Consider the following 14,944-nt stretch of genomic DNA (forward strand, 5'->3'; position numbering starts at 1 on the left):
GCTGGCCGGAGTCGAGACGCTCATCGTCCGCACCAACCCCAAGTCGTACACGCTCGCCAACGGCTGGCGCGTCAGCCCTGGGCTGGTCGAAGCCGTCTGACCCCCTCGCCGCCGCCGGGTGCACACCTACCCCGGCGGCGGCGAGCACCACCCACCCGAGGGGAGCCGGCTACACGCCCCTCCCCTCGGCGGGAGCACCTCGAGTTCTAATCCCCGCCCGCGCTCGCCGCAGGCCTTCACCGTTCCCAGGAGGACACAATGACCACCACCGAACCCGCGGCCGCGGCCGCTCCCCGCATCCCTGCCGACGACCTGATCGACCGGCTGTGGAGCGTCATGCACGAGATCGAGGCAGCCGATTTCCCCGCGCTGCGCATCGTCGAGCTCGACGAGCCGACCGACTACGGCGAGCGCGTCGTGCTGTGGTGCCCGCGCTGCGATCAGCACGTCAACGTCGAGGACGGCTACCTGCGCGCGATCGACGTGGACGTGCGCTACAACAGCGTCGGCCAGATCAACACCATCGAGCGCACCGTGCCGCAGTACGAGGCCGACCCCGACCCCGGCGACGTGCTCGTGTACCTGCACCAGACCGACGAGCACGGCGAGCACGGCGTGCGTCTCCCCGAGGGCTGGGAAGGCACCTGGAAGGCGTAGCCACACCCCACGACGTGAGCGCCCTACGCCTCGGCTGGGGCGCTCACGCACCACGCACCCCACGACCGACACCCCGCGGCGATGTCCGACCCCCGCCCTAGACTGTGAACGTCACATTCACTACCAACCGATCCGGGAGGACACCATGACCACCTACATCACCTTCGGCCCCGACCACGCCGACCTGCACCCGCACGTCGGCACCGGCCTGAACCGCGGCTACGTCGCGATCAGCACCGGCGACCGCGGCCGCGACATCGCCGCGGCGTTCGCGATCCTCGGCGAGCAGTGGGCCTTCGACTACCAGGACGCCGCGGCGCTGGATGCCCGCTACCCGGACGGCGAGATCGCCCGCCTCACCCTCATCGACGAGGCGGCACAGAAGGAGATCGCCGGTCTGATCGAGGACACTTTCGCCGCCGCCGAGGGCGACAGCAACGACACCGAGATCGAGGCGCTACAGGCCGCACGCGACCGCCTCGCGGCGCTGATCGACTACACCCCCGCCCACGAACGGGACTGGACGCCGCTCGACGCGGCCTGACCCCACGCGGTGCCCCGCCGGACGACCGGCAGGGCACCGTCGCGTGCGCTCGCCGCCGATGTCCGATCCCCTCTCTAGACTGTGAATGTCACATTCACTAGCCAGCGTTCCGGGAGGACATCATGGCCACCACCACTACCGACTGCGACCACGCCAACATCGAATGGCTCTCCGGCGTCCCCGGCGTCGTCGTCACCCTCAACGGCGACGTCGCCGCCCGGTGCCTGGACTGCGGCGCGACCGCGACCATGGACACCGACGACGAGGACGCACCCGCCGAGCCGCTCGCCCACCAGTGGCAGAGCGGCCGCTTCACCGGGACGACGACCTGCCAGGCGTGCGGACTGTTGCCGCTCGACCAGGACGACATCGACACCGAGTGCCCCGGCGCATAGCCAGCCCCTCGTGTGGTGCCTCGCGGCGACGGTCGCGGGGCACCGCCCTGCGATGTCTGCGAACCCCCGAAACCGAGGCCTATACCCGTGGGCAGCTCCAATGTCGGAGGCCACCCGTAGGCTGTGAATGTCACATTCACTAGCCAACGATCCGGGAGGACACCATGGCAAACCGCACTCGATTCATCACCATCGACACCCGCCAGTACACCGAGGCGGAGGGCGAGATCGCCAGCAACCGCGCTCGCCAGCAGCGCGACGACGACCTGAACGCCTACGGCGCACAGGGCTACACGCTCCTGTCCACCGTCACCATCCCCCTCCACAACGGACTGCGGATCATCGACACCCTCGCCCGCACCGACGAGGACTACTGACCCACCGACAGCGCCCCGCCGGGATCTACCGGCGGGGCGCTGTCGCGCTCGCCGCAATGTCCGACCCCCGCCCTAGACTGTGAACATCACATTCACTACCTGACACCCAGGAGGACACCATGACCAGCGAGAGCGGATCGCCCGCAGGATCACAGCCGAAGCCCATCCCCGTGAGCCTGGCCGCAGCCGAATGGGGCGCGATCGCGGGCGTGATCGCGGCCTACGGCGAGTCACACAAGGACGGCGCGATGATCCTCGCCGCCGAAGAGATCAAGACTCAGGTCACCAACGCCCTCTCCCCCCAGTAGGCGACGAGCACGACCCCTCCCGCAGCGCCCCGCCGGAACTGACCGGCGGGGCGCTGCCGCGCTCGCCGCAGTGTCCGACCCCACCCGTAAGCTGTGAACGTCACATTCACTAGCCAACGATCCGGGAGGACACCATGGCAACCGCACCCCTCACCTTCGGCGACCGACTCACCGCGGCCGGACTGACCTGGGAGGTCTCCGACGCCCGCAGTCACGAGCCCGGCCCCCACACTCGGCGAGCCGCGCGCCGACCTCTGCCCGATCGACCCCGACAGCGGCGAGCGCATCAGCAACGTGCGCATCGGCCGCGCCGAGCGTCCCTACGTCCGCGTGAACATCCGGGCTGGCCGCAGCGGAGACCTCGAGCTGTACCCCAGCAGCGGGTACGGCACCCCCGCTCACCGATCGGCAGCGCGCGATCATCCTGGCCGACCTCGCCGGCTACCGCTTCGAGCTGCCCCCACTCACCGTCCCGGAGATCATCGAGCGGATCACCCACGACATCAGCACCCGCTCGGCGCACAAGGCATCCGAGGCTCTGCACTACAGCACCCGCACCGCCCTCCGAGACGCGCTCGCGACCCTCCCCGCGGGCGAGAGCAGCACCTATCGTGCCGCCGTCATCGACGCGGCGTGCGCGGCGTTCCGCGAGCGCATGGCGCGGGATGTCGGGCAGATGTAGCCCGCCCGGACATCGGCGAGCGCCCCACGTTCGCGGCGAGCGCGCGCCGATGTCCGACCCCCTCCCTAGGCTGTGAACGTCACATTCACTAGCCAACGATCCGGGAGGACACCATGGCAACCAAACCGATCAGCGAGATCGTCGCCGAGACGATCGCGCTCAACTACGAGGACATCGACGGGCTCACCCAAGCGCTCGGCCAGGGCGACGTGGACGCCGACGCGATCCGCGCGCTCGCGACCGGCGCCGCCGAGCGGGCCGTCGCCGACCACGCAGGCGAGGCCGCAGGCATCGACGTGCACGGGTACGTGTCCCTCATCGACGGCGCGGCCGTCGCGCAGATCGACACCACCGAGAGCACCGGCCGCATCCGGGTGTTCCTCAACGACGGCACGATCTACGACGGCAACCCCGAACACGACGACGCCCCCCGCCAGGTGTACACGCTCCGCGATCTCGACGGCACCGACGATGCCGCCGACTGGATCACGACCGGGCATGTTCTCGACGCCCAAGAGGTCGACTGGCTGCGCTCCCTGCGGGTGGTGGCACCGTGACCGCGGCGAGCGCGACCCGGCGCAACCCGATCGTCGAGGGCGTTCCGCGACTGGGCATGCCTTGAGACGTTCCCGCTCACCGCGTGGGCCTGCGATGAGTGGGTGCACTCGATCGACCGCGGCGACCACGACGCGCTCAGCAGCCGCGATGAGATCGCCCGCGCTCGCCGCGTGCTCGACCGGCTGGGCACGGCGCTGGACGCGATCGAGGCCGAGCGGCCGGACGACCCGGAGGCGGTCATCCACACTCGCAGCTTCGATCCGGCCGCGCGGACGATCACCGAGACGTGGAGGCTGTTCGACACGGAGTACGCCGCCCCGTGGGGCGGGCCCGGCTTCGTGGCCTTCCAGGTCATCACCGGCTACGCCGACCGCGCCTACCAGGGCACGGCCCGCCGCATCCTCACCGGCAGCACCCCGCACCAGGCTCCCGAGCGAGACGTGCACCCGCAGCGCATCCAGCCGCTCCCCACGCGCCGGTACGCGGCGAGCGCGCTGCACATCGCCCACGACGGCATCGCGGCACGGTTCGACCTGCCGTGGGCGCTCTACTGGGCGCGCGGCATCCGCCGCTGACGCTCTAATCGGTGCCCCGCCGGGATCATCCGGCGGGGCACCGTCGCGCTCGCCGCGGCCAATGTCTGACCCCCTCCCTAGGCTGTAAATGTCACATTCACTAGCCAACGATCCTGGAGGACACCATGGCAAACCCCACCACGCAGCTCGAGCTCACGATGAGCCGCGAGCTGCACGCGAACACCGAGACCGACACCATGCAGCGCTCGCGGTTCCGCACGGACACGCTCATCGCGGCCTGGTACGACGACGAGCCGAGCGAGCCGGACCAGGCGATCCGGGACGTGCTCACGGATCTCGTGCACTTGGCCGACGCGCGCGGCGTCGACCTTCACCACGCGCTCGACCGGGCCGTGTGGATGGCCGACGAGGAACGAGCCGACTGGGGACTGGGGAAGGTGCAGCGATGAGCAGCGGAACGATCCCCGACCTCGCCGTCGTCGCGGCCGCGGCCGACATGAGCGGCAGGTGGCATGACGACGTGTTCAGCTCGATCAACATGACCGAGGGCCGCATCCTCGCCGACCTGTTCGACGAGCTGGGGCACACCGGCACCGCTGACCACATCATCCGCGAGACCTGGCTGGCCGAGAGCGACGGTGACCGCGACCCGCTCCCCTGGGCGAACGGCCACGGCTCCCGGCTCAGCGGAGGACGAGTACGTGGCCCGCAGCGACGACCTCGCCCACAACGAGGCCCGCGAGCGGTTCCACTTCGACCCCCGCCTGGAATGGTCGGAGGACGAGGAATAGCCGCACGGTGCCCCGCCGGGATCAATCGGCGGGGCACCGTCACGTCTAGGCCAGATAGCTCGCCACGTCGAAGCTCTGCAACGGCCAGGCGTAGCGGGCGCGTGACGGATGCCGGGGGTGCCCGCTCTTGAGCAGATCGCCGATCGACACCCAGTCACAGCCGGAGGCATCCGTCACCGAGGCGATGCCCTCAAGCATCTGCGGGAGGTAAGGGCGGGATCGGATCAGCTCGCCCCACGCGGCGACGATCGTGAGCTGGCGTCCGCCGATGAGATCGGCGATGTGTCGCTCGTTATCGGCTTGCAGCTGGGGGTCGTGCACCAGGTGCATGCCCTTGGGGTCGATGGATCTCTGCGGGTAGAGGTTCAGCATCACCCAGCTGTCGAACCCGTTTCGGGCCGCGAACCCCATGACCTTGCTGACGGTGCGATCCGGGTCTCCCGGCGCCGCGGTGCTGGGGTTCACACCGACGCACACGAGAGGGTTTACGCCCACCGTCCCCAGCACGAAGCGCGCAGAGTTGTCCGCCGTGCGCTCGTAGATCCACGTCTCAGTCATGCACGCCGCCGTCTCCCCATCGTCCTGCGCTCACACCGCCGGGCCCAATGTCTGACCCCTCACTTAGAGTGTAAGCGTCACATTCACTAGCAAGCGATCCGGGAGGACACCATGACCGAGCAGAGCGAAAACCCGTTCAAGGGCGCAGAAATCATCGCCGTCTACACCGCAGAGGAGGCCGTCGCAGACGGGCTGCTGCTGCACTTCAACCCCGCCACCGCCCTCGAGGCCGGATACCGGCTCACGGTACTGCTCACCCGCGCCGCCTACGAGGCCGCGGTGCAGTGGACCCGCGAGGGCGACTGGCAGAGCGAGGACGCCCGATTCTGGGACGTGCTCAACGTCATCCGCCCCACCGCCCGCCAGGTCGCCGGCGATCTCGTCCCGCGCGAGACCTACGTGCTGCGCGTGCCGAACGCCACCCGCTCCGGCAACCCGAGCACCGCCACCACCGCCAGCCGCCAGCGACTCCGCGTGAGCATCGAGGGGTACAACCTCACCGGCCAGGCGTGCATCATCATCGCCCTCCCCGGCGAAGACTGACCCCCACCAGCGCCCCGCCGGGATCTACCGGCGGGGCGCTGCCGCGCTCGCCGCAGCAATGTCGGAGGCCTCCCGTAGCCTGTGAATGTCACATTCACCGCCTACGTTCCAAGGAGGACACCATGGCACCCACACCACTCACCGTCGACGAGATCTCGCGGACGATCCTCGAGCGGATGACCAGCAACCACGGCGGCTCGCTCATCGAGGCAATCGACGACGGCGCGTTCGTCGTCGACGACCAGGCCGTCGCCTACTGGGTCGGCCAGGCCGTCGAACTGGCCCGCCAGGGCATCGACGACGACACCGAGACCGACGCCCCGCCGGTCGGATACTCCTGCGCCGAGTGCGGCGTCCAGGACGCCCGCAACTACGTCGTCACGATCTTGGACCACGAGGACATCCGCCACACCCGCACAGAGGTCTGCATCCCCTGCGCCGTGACGGTCTCGGCCGAGTCCGTCGACAGGATCATCGCCGGGCTGCTCACCCGCTGACACCACCGGGGGCGGGCACCGCGCCCGCCCCCGACCCTCTGACGAAAGGACCAGCCATGACCACCGCACTCACTCCCTACGACACCGGCCAGCGCGCCGAACCGGCGACCTGGACGCCGAGCAACTCCCACCTGTACTCGATGCCCGTCGACGACCGAGCACGCATCCTCGCCCACCACGGCGACGACTTCGGCAAGGTCGACTTCGACAACGCCGAAGGACAGGCGATCGCCACCGTGTGGGCGACCCCGACCGGCGACGGATGGACGCTGCACATCACCGAGCACGGAGCACCCCTCGCGCTCGCCGCAGACACCGCCCGCCTGCGCGAGCTGACCGGCGCCGCACAGGCGGCGATCGAGGAGGCCGAGCGCTCCACAGAGGCCGATACCATGGATGCCGTCTTCGAGGCCCGTGACGGGGCTGTGGACGCCCTCAGAGCACTCCTCGCGGCACTCACACCACCCGCCAGCTGAACCTCCCCCAGTGCCCCGCCGGGATCTACCGGCGGGGCACTGCCGCGCTCGCCGCAGCAATGTCGGAGGCCCCCCGTAGCCTGTGAATGTCACATTCACCGCCTACGTTCCAAGGAGGACACCATGGCAACCACCACCAACATCGAGTTCGCTCAGGGCCAGCTCGACATGCCCGCCCCGGTCACCGAGCGGCGCGGCGCCTACGTCGGGGAGATGGCCCGCACGCAGGCCGATCTCGTCGCCGCCCAGGCGCAGGCCGCGGATCTCGCGCTGACCGTCGAACGGCAGCAGCGCGAGATCGACAGGCTGCGACTGCCGATCACCGACGCCGCCGACGACCGGCTCGCGGCGATCTGGGAGAAGGGTGAGCAGATCGCCAACGATGAGGGCTTCTGCTCCGAGTACGACCGGCTCGTGGAAGCGATCGGCGGCACCCCGCGCGAGCGCGACTTCCGGGTGACCCTCTCCGTCACACTGACCCAGCGCGTTACCGTCTCGGTCACCGCCCGCACGTCGGACGAAGCGGAAGACCTCGCGATCGAGGCGTACACCGTCGAAGACGTGATCGAGTCGCTCCGATCCGACAACTACGTCGCCGACTCGATCGACGCGGAAGTCACCGACTGGGAGCGCGAGTAACCCAACCCGGCGGGGCGGGCACACCGCCCGCCCCGCCCCTCGCGGCGCTCGCCGCTGCCAATGTCGGAGGCCCCCCGTAGCCTATGAATGTCACATTCACTAGCAATCCGGGAGGATGCCATGACCACCAACCGCACCGTACACGCCGTCTGGTTTCAGTCCGTCGACCCCGAGGAGGCCTGCATCGGCGGATGCCAGTGGCACCCCGACAACGCGCAGATCGACCGGTTCATCGAGTCGGAGCGCGCCTGGCGCAACGAGGTTGACTTCGAGTACCTGCGCAAGACCCTCACCCTGCCCGATACGATCCTGCCCGGCCTGGCCGTCGACCAGCTGACCGAGGCGCAGCGCGCCGACGTCACCGACTGGGTCGACTCGCTCACGGGTGAGGTCGCATGGGATCGCCGCGTCGTGCTGCTGGGCAGCACTCACCCCGGCGGCGAGCGGCGCCGGATCGACGCTGAGCTGGCAGCCGCACGAGGCTGACACCGCCGCGCTGGGCCCCGTCGACGAACGCGGGGCTCAGCCCAGCCCGTCCAGTTTGTCCAGACGGGTCGCGATGTCCTCTGCCCAAATGTTCTTCGACGGCCAGGATCGCACCAACGCCTCGGTCGCCTCCGGGAGGGTGTAGTCCCGACCTCCGGGATATTCGCCACGTCCGCCATCGGCGTGAGCGCTCAGAATGTTGCCGTCACGGTCAAGCCACACGACAGGCCAATAGTCGACTTGAGTGTCGTCTTCCGAGTCGACGTCGAAGTGGACTGAGTAGTCTCCCTCCCTTCCGACGCAAATGGCACTCGGCGTGACGGCATAGCTCATCTGTCTTGGGGTATTCCAGGGGAACGCCTTGGGGAATGTCTCGAGCAGCGCAGAGTACATCTCGTGGGTGGGCAGCGGGCGGGCGATAATGGCCCTCACCTGATCCATGAGCGCCCGCGCGTCATCGACCGTAGGCCCCTCCACGGACACCGCTAACCCGCGCTTCATGCCCGACGCGATCTCGGTCTCGAAGTATGGGCCGGGATAGCTGCGCCCCTCGAAGGGTCGCTCGTCATAGAAGCGCTCAAACGCGCCAAGTTCCACGTCCTCAAACCTGTCTGCCCTCATGGCCGAGAGCGTACACAGGCCCGCGGTAGCAACCTAGATCCCCGGCGAAACCCCTCTCATCAACCGCCTGCCCTCATCGCTTCCGGTTCGCGAACGGCCAGCGACCGAACACGTCAGCGAACGCGGCGCGGTAGCGAACCTCCACGTCCTCCGCGGACTCCTCCGGCGTCGTCACCCACGCAACGAGCAGCTCGTCTTGATCGGCCAGCTGCCAGATCGAACGCCCGCCCTGGTGGCTGGCACCCTTCCGCGCGAACTGCCCCAGCCGCTTGCGCAGCCCGCCCACTTTCGCCTCTGCCTTGCCGATGTACAGCACCGGCGTCCCCGACACCCACCGAGCCGCGAGGTCATCCAAAGGGTAGGCGGATCCCGCCCGCGCTCGCGTCAGCTCGAGCAGCTCCGGCGACGTCGCCGCCGGACGCAGCACCACGTAGATCCCCGCCTCAGTCGGCACCCTCGCGGCCGCAAGATCCGCGAATCGAACGAACCCCACGAACCCGACCGCCTCGAGCGAGGCCCGATCCCACACGGCCGGCATCCGCAGCCCACCCGCCTCGCCGTCGCGATGGGTCGTCTTCATCGACGCATCGTCTCACGGCACCACAGGCGATGTCCCGGCTCCGGGCAACAGACCCCTCGGCTATGGTCTGAGCTACAGACGCCTGATGAGGAGACTCGTTCATGCCCAACGTAGACAGCAGCGGCCGCGACAGTTTCGGGCGGCGTGTAGAGACAGGGCTGGCAGCTGAACTCTTCAAGCAGCTCAAGCCGCTGCTTCTCGAAAGTGACATCGACCTCGACAGCGGCAAGGCCTACACAATCGACGAGATCAACGATGGCCTACAGGTGGCGATCCAACGTCACAACTTCATCATGGCGGTGCCTACAGGTGAGGCTCGAAAAGAGGCGTTCCGCGCGATACGGCTCGCTGCAGAGTACTTGTGGGAGGCCGACTACGAAGACTTCTCCGACTTCCTCACCGGGATGACCCCCGACGAAGAACCAACCCCCGCGCAGATCATCGGGACGACGCTCAGCCTCCTGGATTCCTGGTTCGAGGACGAGGTTCTCACCGGGGCAATCGCGCGCCCATCCTTCACCGAACGCTGGGACGAGGAGTCAAGCAAGATCATGTACGAGATCTTCGAGCGAGCCAGAGAGCACAGAGCTTTCGACTCCTACTCGGAGTTCATCGGCCGTTGGGGCGGACTCGTCGTGATGACGTTTGCAATCGGCGTGGTCTTCGAGGGCCTCTACGCATGGAGTGAAGACGACGACTACTTCGTCGATGTCGCTGACGAACTTCTTGACCCCGAGGCCTGGTAGCCCTTCGCTCTCCCCCGAGCTCGGCCCCGCGCTCGCGCTCGCCATCCCGCCGCCGTCGTTGTTGCTGTCACGTCGGCGATGTCGGAGGCCTCCCTTAGCCTGTGAATGTCACATTCACTAGCAACCGAGGAGGACACCATGGGTGCCACATCCACTCACAAGACGGCCGGCGTCAGCGTCAGCGACTACTTCGCGGACTACTTCACCAACGCCACGATCATCGCCAGCGGCACCCGCCGCGACCCCGACTACATCGGCGGGAGCTACGACTGGCCCTACGAGTTCTACGCCGCGGTGCGCTACAACGACGGCCACCCCCACGCCGGGGAGGTCTTCGCGTTCGTCGTGCTCTACTCCGTCGCCCCGTCCAGCTACTACAACTTCACGTACAAGGACATGGACGAGACGGTCGGCCCCGGCGCAGTCCACGCACCCCGCCGGGTGCTCGAGGCCCTCACCCCGACCGACACGAGTACGCCAACCAGTGGCGCGCCGCCTGCTGGGCGAACCTCGAGCTCGAGGAAGCCAAGCCCCGCGTCCGCCGCGGCGACCACATCCGCTTCGCAGAGCCGTTCACCTTCGGAGGAGGGCTGCAGACCACCACGGAGACCGTCTTCGAGGTCGAAGGGCGCGACGTGCTCCGCGTGATCGACCACCACGGCGTGCGCGTGCGCATCCCCCGCTGGCGGGCACGCAGCTACGCGCTCGCCGCAGCCAGCTGAGCGAGTGCGGGGCGCCCCACACAGGGACGCCCCGCAGTCCTCACCGCGCAGCTGCTCACGCGCCGGGGCGCCGGCGCCAGTGACCGGCGATCTCCCGTCCTGCGCGCGTGTGCTCCGGCACCCCACACCATCCCCCGCCCATCCGGGAGCGCGACAGGCTTGACCAGCCCATCTAGGGACTCCTCGAGCATCAGCGCCGCCGTATGGCGATCGCCACCCGCCGCGAGGTACTCCTGGCCTCCCGCGGCGTCGAAGACCCGCTGACGCAGCTCCGCGGGCGCGTCGAGGCTGTCTCCCGCAGTCGCCGTGCAACGGCATCCATCCGAACCTCTTCACGGATCTCCGATATCCTGCCCGCGCCCGTGCGCAGCTGCCGCCGGAACCGCGACAGCTGCGCATCCCGTCGACGCGCCAATGGCGACCTCGCCCGCCACGCCTCGAGCGCCGCCTGATCCAGCGGTGTGTACTCCGCCATGACCCGCTTCCGCGCGCTCACCGCCCGGTCCCGCTCGAAGAACTCCCGCGACTCCGCCTCATGCGCTCGCCGCTCTGCTGCCGGGGACCGACGCACGCGCTTTGCCGGCAACCCAACGACTTGAGGCGGCGAGCCAGCCGCTTCGACTCACGGTTGGACTGCAGCGCCCGCTCATACACATCCGGGTTCTCAGCCCGATACTGCCGCTGCCACTCGGTCAGGTGTTCCCGGTTGCGCTGCTGCCAGTCCCGCGACGACGCCTTCACCTTCTCCGGGCTCTGATCTCGACGCTGTCTCGCCCTGGCCAGCACCGCGTCACGGTTGCGCTCGTAGTAGCGCCGCGAGTACTCCGCCGTCTTCTCTGGGTGCTCCGCGTGCCACCGCCTGATCGTCTCGCGCTTGCGCTCACGGTAGCCTCGGTCCACCGCCGCACCCGCTCGCGGTCCTTCTCGCGCCGCTCCTTCTGCGCTCGCATCTTCCGCGACCGCTCCGCATGTACTCCCGGTTCTTCCGGTTCACTTCGTCACGGTTCTCCGCGTGATACTTCGCCCGGTACGCGCGGATCTCCTCGCGATGCTCCTCGCGATACCGCTTCGCGTAGTCCGCTTCGGATCGGCCGCAGCGCTCGCCGCAGCCGACTCTGCTCCTGCTCGGCGCGCTTCGCCTGCTGGCGTGCCTGACCCGCTCGCAGCCATGCCGCGTGAGGGTCGGTTGGTCCGCCAACCGGTCGCGCCGACGAGTCGTCGACGCCGGCGGACATTACGACTCCGCTGGCGCCAGCTCGAGCAACGTCTGGAACAGGGCGTACCGGTGAGCTGTCGGGTTGGTGATCGCCAGGCCGACCGCCTCTCGCAGCGGGGCGCGTTGCTCATCGGTCAGGTCGGTCACCGGCTCGAGGCACCAATCAACGTCGGTGTCGACGGTGTAGTCCGGCTCGTCGATGTGAATCTCTGGGTAGTACGAGATCGCCGCCAGCCCCACGCGCTGCAGGACGTCGTCTACCTCTTCGCGACTCGGCATCGCTCCTCCTCTCGTCGCGGGCTTGTGCCCGTCTGAGGGGTATAGGCCGCATCCCGGCTGCTTCGCGGACACAGAGTGCATCGCTCGCTCGCCGGCGCAATGTCGGACCCCCACCGTAGCCTATGAATGTCACATTCACCACCTACTACGGAGGACACCATGAAGCTCACCCTCAACTTCGGGCACCGCCAGGAAGAGATCGACCTGGGTGAACCCGACGCCCGCGACGGGCTGTTCGACAACGGCGAGATCGGCGCCTACGCCGGGAACATCTACCTGTACGTCGACGGCCGCGAGTACGGGTCCGCTGTTCATCCACCACGACGACCAGGGGCCGATCATCGAGCTCGGCCAGTTCGACGAGACCGCCGACGAGTGGGTGACCCGCGCCGCGCTACGCGCCCTGCCGGCACACGTCGCGCAGCCGCTCGAGAACGCCGGCGCATGAACGGCCACGAAGGCGGCTCCAAGACCGTTGGCCGGTGGTACGTCGAGGTCAGCCCCCTCGGTGTGATCGCCGGCCCCCTCGAATCCGGGGCCACCTACACCACGACCACCCTCCGGTTCCCCATCGGATGGCGCGTCGGAAAGGTGTGGAGCAACGGCGTCGCGTCCGGCCCTCCCGAAATCTTCGGCATCCCCCGTCGAGTCGTCAGCGCCGCAGCCGGCATCGCCAGACAGATGCAATAGACCGAGCTGAGGGCGGCGGCAACTCCGCCGCCCTCAGTGACGCACTCGCGATGTCCCCCAGCGATGTCCGACCCCCTCCCTAAGCTGTGAATGTCACATTCACTAGCCGACGATCCGGGAGGACACCATGGCAACCATCAACCAGCACCCGTCCGGCGTCGCGGACTGGGCCACCATCTGCGCCTGGATCCACGAGAACCGCCCCGACCTTTGGGAAGGGCTCGGCCCCGCCGACGAGGACCGCGCACCCGCGAGCTGATCCAGCAGATGCAGGCCAGATCGCCACTTGACCTCCGGGCAGGAAACACCTACCCTAGTAAATGTCACATTCACTACTAACTGAGTAGAGGGAGAACCCACAGACCCACAACCAGGGGAACCGCGCAACGCCGTTCCCCTCCCAGGGACAGGCGCCACACCGCAGCCTGACGAGCGCTCGCCGCGCTCGCCGCCATGTCCCTCCCGGCGACCCGCCGTCCTCCCAACCAGGTCGCCGCCGCGGGGGCGGCTCCGTGACACAGCCGCCCCCGCCCTTCCCCTTCATGTCCGCGAAGAGAACGATCCGCGGCCTATACCCACAGACGAACCGGAGGATCCCATGGACAGCATCGACACCACCGCACCGGCCGATTGGCACGACTTCTACGTCGACCCCTTCCCCGGCCGCAAGGGCTCCGAGCGGATCACCGACACCTGCGGCAAGTGCATCGGCACCGGCCTGTACACCGCGCCGACACATTTCACCGATGGCCAGGGGCGCCCGATCTGCTTCGACTGCCGCGGCACCGGCACCCGCAGCCGCCTCGTCAGCAGCGCCCGCGCCACCGCACGAGCCCACGCGAAGGCACACGCCGAGCACGTCGACACAACACGGGCGATCACCGCCCGCCGCGCCGCCTTCGAGGCCGAGCACCCCGGCCTCCGCGACCAGCTCACCGAGGCACACCTGAGCATGCGAGACGGAAACCCGCTGCGCGAGAAGATCGGCTACATCCTCGACTCCCTCGAGGACTACACCGGCACCCTCGACGACGACGAGGTCCGCACCGCCCACGAGCTGCTCGAGCAGTACGAGCTCGAGCTGGCCGCGCGCCGCCCGGTCCCCACCGGGCGCACCCTCATCCAGGGCGAGATCCTCGCGACCAAGACCACCGACACTCAGTGGGGAATCACCGTCAAGATCCTCGTCCAGGGCGAGGGCTGGCGCGTATGGGGCACCAAGCCCTCCGAGATCTCCACCGCCGCCCGCGGCGACGTCGTCGCGTTCACCGCCACCGTCTCCGCTTCCGACGACGACGACAGCTTCGGCTTCTACTCCCGGCCCACCAAGGCACACATCATCGCCGCCGGCATCCGCCGCACCGCATGAACGAGCGCCTCATGAACAGCCGCACCAGCCTGACCATCTACCCCGCCCACGACGAGAAGTCTCTGCTCCACCGACGCCGATCCTCGTCGACGAGCACTACTTCGTGCGCGCCGGGCTCGAGCAGCTCCCCGCACGACTCATCGGATTCAGCCCGCCGGCGCGCTCGCCATCACGGCATGGGTTCACGACGTGTTCCGCACCCCCGAGCTCGCACGCGACCTGTACCCGATCTTCATCATCGCCGGCCACGTCCAGGCGTATCCGATCCCCGCAGCCAGAGTCACCGTGCGCGAGCCATCCGGCGTCGTCCAGGTCGTCATCACAGACCCCCGCGGCAAGCGATACCGCCCGTACCTCGGAGAGGACCGCGACGTCGCCGACCGCATCGCCGCCGCCTGGGGTTCCCACCGCGGCTACTCGCCACCGTCCAACCGATCACCCCGGCAACAAGCGCCTGACCACGCGAACGGAGATCACCATGCGCTGCCTTATGTGCGAAGAGCCGACCACCATGTACATCCCCTCCGACGACGTCGACGGGATCGGGCTGCACAGCTGCGGCGCGTGCGGCTTCGAGATCGAAGCTCCCCGCGACGAGCCCGTGCGGATGATTCCCGTCAACGAGCGTCGAGAGCGGCCCGTCGACGTGACGACGACGACGGTTGCGAAGACCC

General features: G+C 68.6%; 24 protein-coding genes. 19 read left to right on the plus strand and 5 right to left on the minus strand.

Annotated elements, in window-relative coordinates; all coding sequences use genetic code 11:
• The first annotated feature begins 258 nt into the window (after positions 1-258).
• The 9 genes from AB1285_RS22555 (at position 259) to AB1285_RS22595 (ending at position 4,848) form a co-directional block, all read left to right on the plus strand.
• Positions 259-657 (plus strand): hypothetical protein, encoded by a 399-nt coding sequence (locus AB1285_RS22555; protein WP_005052842.1) that lies wholly within the window; start codon positions 259-261, stop codon positions 655-657.
• 145 nt (positions 658-802) lie between these two features.
• Positions 803-1,201: a hypothetical protein gene (locus AB1285_RS22560; RefSeq protein ID WP_005052843.1), complete on the plus strand. Its 399-nt coding sequence runs from the start codon at positions 803-805 to the stop codon at positions 1,199-1,201.
• 122 nt (positions 1,202-1,323) lie between these two features.
• On the plus strand, positions 1,324-1,596 hold the full coding sequence (locus AB1285_RS22565) for a hypothetical protein (RefSeq protein WP_005052845.1): 273 nt from the start codon (positions 1,324-1,326) through the stop codon (positions 1,594-1,596).
• Positions 1,597-1,760: 164 nt separating this feature from the next.
• Positions 1,761-1,973: a hypothetical protein gene (locus AB1285_RS22570; RefSeq protein ID WP_005052853.1), complete on the plus strand. Its 213-nt coding sequence runs from the start codon at positions 1,761-1,763 to the stop codon at positions 1,971-1,973.
• Between the two features lie 119 nt (positions 1,974-2,092).
• Complete coding sequence (locus tag AB1285_RS22575; protein WP_005052851.1) at positions 2,093-2,281, plus strand: hypothetical protein; 189 nt, start codon at positions 2,093-2,095, stop codon at positions 2,279-2,281.
• Positions 2,282-3,076: 795 nt separating this feature from the next.
• The gene (locus tag AB1285_RS22580; RefSeq protein WP_005050851.1) at positions 3,077-3,520 is read left to right on the plus strand and encodes a hypothetical protein; all 444 of its coding nucleotides are present in this window, start codon (positions 3,077-3,079) and stop codon (positions 3,518-3,520) included.
• 102 nt (positions 3,521-3,622) lie between these two features.
• Complete coding sequence (locus tag AB1285_RS22585; protein WP_429977878.1) at positions 3,623-4,096, plus strand: hypothetical protein; 474 nt, start codon at positions 3,623-3,625, stop codon at positions 4,094-4,096.
• 125 nt (positions 4,097-4,221) lie between these two features.
• Positions 4,222-4,506: a hypothetical protein gene (locus AB1285_RS22590; protein WP_005050846.1), complete on the plus strand. Its 285-nt coding sequence runs from the start codon at positions 4,222-4,224 to the stop codon at positions 4,504-4,506.
• A gap of 189 nt (positions 4,507-4,695) precedes the next feature.
• Positions 4,696-4,848: a hypothetical protein gene (locus tag AB1285_RS22595; RefSeq protein WP_429977879.1), complete on the plus strand. Its 153-nt coding sequence runs from the start codon at positions 4,696-4,698 to the stop codon at positions 4,846-4,848.
• A gap of 45 nt (positions 4,849-4,893) precedes the next feature.
• Here AB1285_RS22595 and AB1285_RS22600 read toward each other — a convergent pair whose 3' ends face one another.
• Positions 4,894-5,406 carry a DUF1643 domain-containing protein gene (locus tag AB1285_RS22600; RefSeq protein ID WP_005050843.1) on the minus strand — a complete coding sequence of 171 codons (513 nt, stop codon included), beginning with the start codon at positions 5,404-5,406 and terminating at the stop codon, positions 4,894-4,896.
• A 111-nt stretch (positions 5,407-5,517) separates the two neighbouring features.
• On the opposite strand from AB1285_RS22600, the gene AB1285_RS22605 reads away from it, so the two are divergent.
• From AB1285_RS22605 to AB1285_RS22625, 5 genes are all read left to right on the plus strand, one after another.
• Entirely contained in the window at positions 5,518-5,949 is a 432-nt protein-coding gene (locus tag AB1285_RS22605; RefSeq protein WP_005050841.1) for a DUF6573 family protein, read from the plus strand.
• 122 nt (positions 5,950-6,071) lie between these two features.
• On the plus strand, positions 6,072-6,446 hold the full coding sequence (locus AB1285_RS22610; protein WP_005050838.1) for a hypothetical protein: 375 nt from the start codon (positions 6,072-6,074) through the stop codon (positions 6,444-6,446).
• 56 nt (positions 6,447-6,502) lie between these two features.
• Entirely contained in the window at positions 6,503-6,922 is a 420-nt protein-coding gene (locus tag AB1285_RS22615; RefSeq protein WP_005050836.1) for a hypothetical protein, read from the plus strand.
• Between the two features lie 123 nt (positions 6,923-7,045).
• On the plus strand, positions 7,046-7,561 hold the full coding sequence (locus AB1285_RS22620) for a hypothetical protein (protein ID WP_005050834.1): 516 nt from the start codon (positions 7,046-7,048) through the stop codon (positions 7,559-7,561).
• A gap of 120 nt (positions 7,562-7,681) precedes the next feature.
• Entirely contained in the window at positions 7,682-8,047 is a 366-nt protein-coding gene (locus AB1285_RS22625) for a hypothetical protein (RefSeq protein ID WP_005050832.1), read from the plus strand.
• A 36-nt stretch (positions 8,048-8,083) separates the two neighbouring features.
• On the opposite strand, the gene AB1285_RS22630 is transcribed toward AB1285_RS22625, so the two are convergent.
• Together AB1285_RS22630 and AB1285_RS22635 are read right to left on the minus strand one after the other, a co-directional pair.
• On the minus strand, positions 8,084-8,668 hold the full coding sequence (locus tag AB1285_RS22630) for a hypothetical protein (RefSeq protein WP_005050830.1): 585 nt from the start codon (positions 8,666-8,668) through the stop codon (positions 8,084-8,086).
• Between the two features lie 73 nt (positions 8,669-8,741).
• Entirely contained in the window at positions 8,742-9,248 is a 507-nt protein-coding gene (locus tag AB1285_RS22635) for a hypothetical protein (RefSeq protein ID WP_005050828.1), read from the minus strand.
• 101 nt (positions 9,249-9,349) lie between these two features.
• Here AB1285_RS22635 and AB1285_RS22640 point away from each other — a divergent pair, with 101 nt between their 5' ends.
• Complete coding sequence (locus tag AB1285_RS22640) at positions 9,350-9,994, plus strand: hypothetical protein (protein WP_005050824.1); 645 nt, start codon at positions 9,350-9,352, stop codon at positions 9,992-9,994.
• A gap of 101 nt (positions 9,995-10,095) precedes the next feature.
• Entirely contained in the window at positions 10,096-10,716 is a 621-nt protein-coding gene (locus tag AB1285_RS22645) for a DUF6927 domain-containing protein (protein WP_429977880.1), read from the plus strand.
• Between the two features lie 492 nt (positions 10,717-11,208).
• Here the strand turns inward: AB1285_RS22645 and AB1285_RS22650 are convergent, their stop codons facing one another.
• Together AB1285_RS22650 and AB1285_RS22655 are read right to left on the minus strand one after the other, a co-directional pair.
• Positions 11,209-11,616 carry a hypothetical protein gene (locus AB1285_RS22650; RefSeq protein ID WP_429977881.1) on the minus strand — a complete coding sequence of 136 codons (408 nt, stop codon included), beginning with the start codon at positions 11,614-11,616 and terminating at the stop codon, positions 11,209-11,211.
• Between the two features lie 334 nt (positions 11,617-11,950).
• Entirely contained in the window at positions 11,951-12,211 is a 261-nt protein-coding gene (locus AB1285_RS22655) for a hypothetical protein (protein WP_005050818.1), read from the minus strand.
• A 159-nt stretch (positions 12,212-12,370) separates the two neighbouring features.
• Between AB1285_RS22655 and AB1285_RS22660 the strand changes: the two genes are divergently transcribed.
• The 3 genes from AB1285_RS22660 to AB1285_RS22670 all read left to right on the plus strand — a co-directional run bounded on the left by AB1285_RS22660 (position 12,371) and on the right by AB1285_RS22670 (position 14,270).
• Positions 12,371-12,901, plus strand: a complete 531-nt coding sequence (locus AB1285_RS22660) for a hypothetical protein (protein ID WP_429977882.1) — start codon at positions 12,371-12,373, stop codon at positions 12,899-12,901.
• Between the two features lie 127 nt (positions 12,902-13,028).
• On the plus strand, positions 13,029-13,160 hold the full coding sequence (locus AB1285_RS22665; protein ID WP_005050812.1) for a hypothetical protein: 132 nt from the start codon (positions 13,029-13,031) through the stop codon (positions 13,158-13,160).
• Positions 13,161-13,499: 339 nt separating this feature from the next.
• Positions 13,500-14,270 carry a hypothetical protein gene (locus tag AB1285_RS22670; protein WP_193599316.1) on the plus strand — a complete coding sequence of 257 codons (771 nt, stop codon included), beginning with the start codon at positions 13,500-13,502 and terminating at the stop codon, positions 14,268-14,270.
• The last annotated feature ends 674 nt before the right edge of the window (positions 14,271-14,944 follow it).

The sequence above is a fragment of the Microbacterium sp. NRRL B-14842 genome (assembly GCF_050470785.1).

What these genes read in the sequence shown, in the direction of transcription:
- AB1285_RS22635 (WP_005050828.1), bottom strand. Translation starts at nt 9,248, where the DNA reads ATGAAGACGACCCATCGCGACGGCGAGGCGGGTGGGCTGCGGATGCCG.
- AB1285_RS22565 (WP_005052845.1), top strand. Translation starts at nt 1,324, where the DNA reads ATGGCCACCACCACTACCGACTGCGACCACGCCAACATCGAATGGCTC.
- AB1285_RS22605 (WP_005050841.1), top strand. Translation starts at nt 5,518, where the DNA reads ATGACCGAGCAGAGCGAAAACCCGTTCAAGGGCGCAGAAATCATCGCC.
- AB1285_RS22660 (WP_429977882.1), top strand. Translation starts at nt 12,371, where the DNA reads ATGAAGCTCACCCTCAACTTCGGGCACCGCCAGGAAGAGATCGACCTG.
- AB1285_RS22610 (WP_005050838.1), top strand. Translation starts at nt 6,072, where the DNA reads ATGGCACCCACACCACTCACCGTCGACGAGATCTCGCGGACGATCCTC.
- AB1285_RS22580 (WP_005050851.1), top strand. Translation starts at nt 3,077, where the DNA reads ATGGCAACCAAACCGATCAGCGAGATCGTCGCCGAGACGATCGCGCTC.
- AB1285_RS22600 (WP_005050843.1), bottom strand. Translation starts at nt 5,406, where the DNA reads ATGACTGAGACGTGGATCTACGAGCGCACGGCGGACAACTCTGCGCGC.
- AB1285_RS22560 (WP_005052843.1), top strand. Translation starts at nt 803, where the DNA reads ATGACCACCTACATCACCTTCGGCCCCGACCACGCCGACCTGCACCCG.
- AB1285_RS22630 (WP_005050830.1), bottom strand. Translation starts at nt 8,668, where the DNA reads ATGAGGGCAGACAGGTTTGAGGACGTGGAACTTGGCGCGTTTGAGCGC.
- AB1285_RS22555 (WP_005052842.1), top strand. Translation starts at nt 259, where the DNA reads ATGACCACCACCGAACCCGCGGCCGCGGCCGCTCCCCGCATCCCTGCC.
- AB1285_RS22655 (WP_005050818.1), bottom strand. Translation starts at nt 12,211, where the DNA reads ATGCCGAGTCGCGAAGAGGTAGACGACGTCCTGCAGCGCGTGGGGCTG.
- AB1285_RS22670 (WP_193599316.1), top strand. Translation starts at nt 13,500, where the DNA reads ATGGACAGCATCGACACCACCGCACCGGCCGATTGGCACGACTTCTAC.
- AB1285_RS22575 (WP_005052851.1), top strand. Translation starts at nt 2,093, where the DNA reads ATGACCAGCGAGAGCGGATCGCCCGCAGGATCACAGCCGAAGCCCATC.
- AB1285_RS22620 (WP_005050834.1), top strand. Translation starts at nt 7,046, where the DNA reads ATGGCAACCACCACCAACATCGAGTTCGCTCAGGGCCAGCTCGACATG.
- AB1285_RS22615 (WP_005050836.1), top strand. Translation starts at nt 6,503, where the DNA reads ATGACCACCGCACTCACTCCCTACGACACCGGCCAGCGCGCCGAACCG.
- AB1285_RS22640 (WP_005050824.1), top strand. Translation starts at nt 9,350, where the DNA reads ATGCCCAACGTAGACAGCAGCGGCCGCGACAGTTTCGGGCGGCGTGTA.
- AB1285_RS22570 (WP_005052853.1), top strand. Translation starts at nt 1,761, where the DNA reads ATGGCAAACCGCACTCGATTCATCACCATCGACACCCGCCAGTACACC.
- AB1285_RS22625 (WP_005050832.1), top strand. Translation starts at nt 7,682, where the DNA reads ATGACCACCAACCGCACCGTACACGCCGTCTGGTTTCAGTCCGTCGAC.
- AB1285_RS22590 (WP_005050846.1), top strand. Translation starts at nt 4,222, where the DNA reads ATGGCAAACCCCACCACGCAGCTCGAGCTCACGATGAGCCGCGAGCTG.
- AB1285_RS22665 (WP_005050812.1), top strand. Translation starts at nt 13,029, where the DNA reads ATGGCAACCATCAACCAGCACCCGTCCGGCGTCGCGGACTGGGCCACC.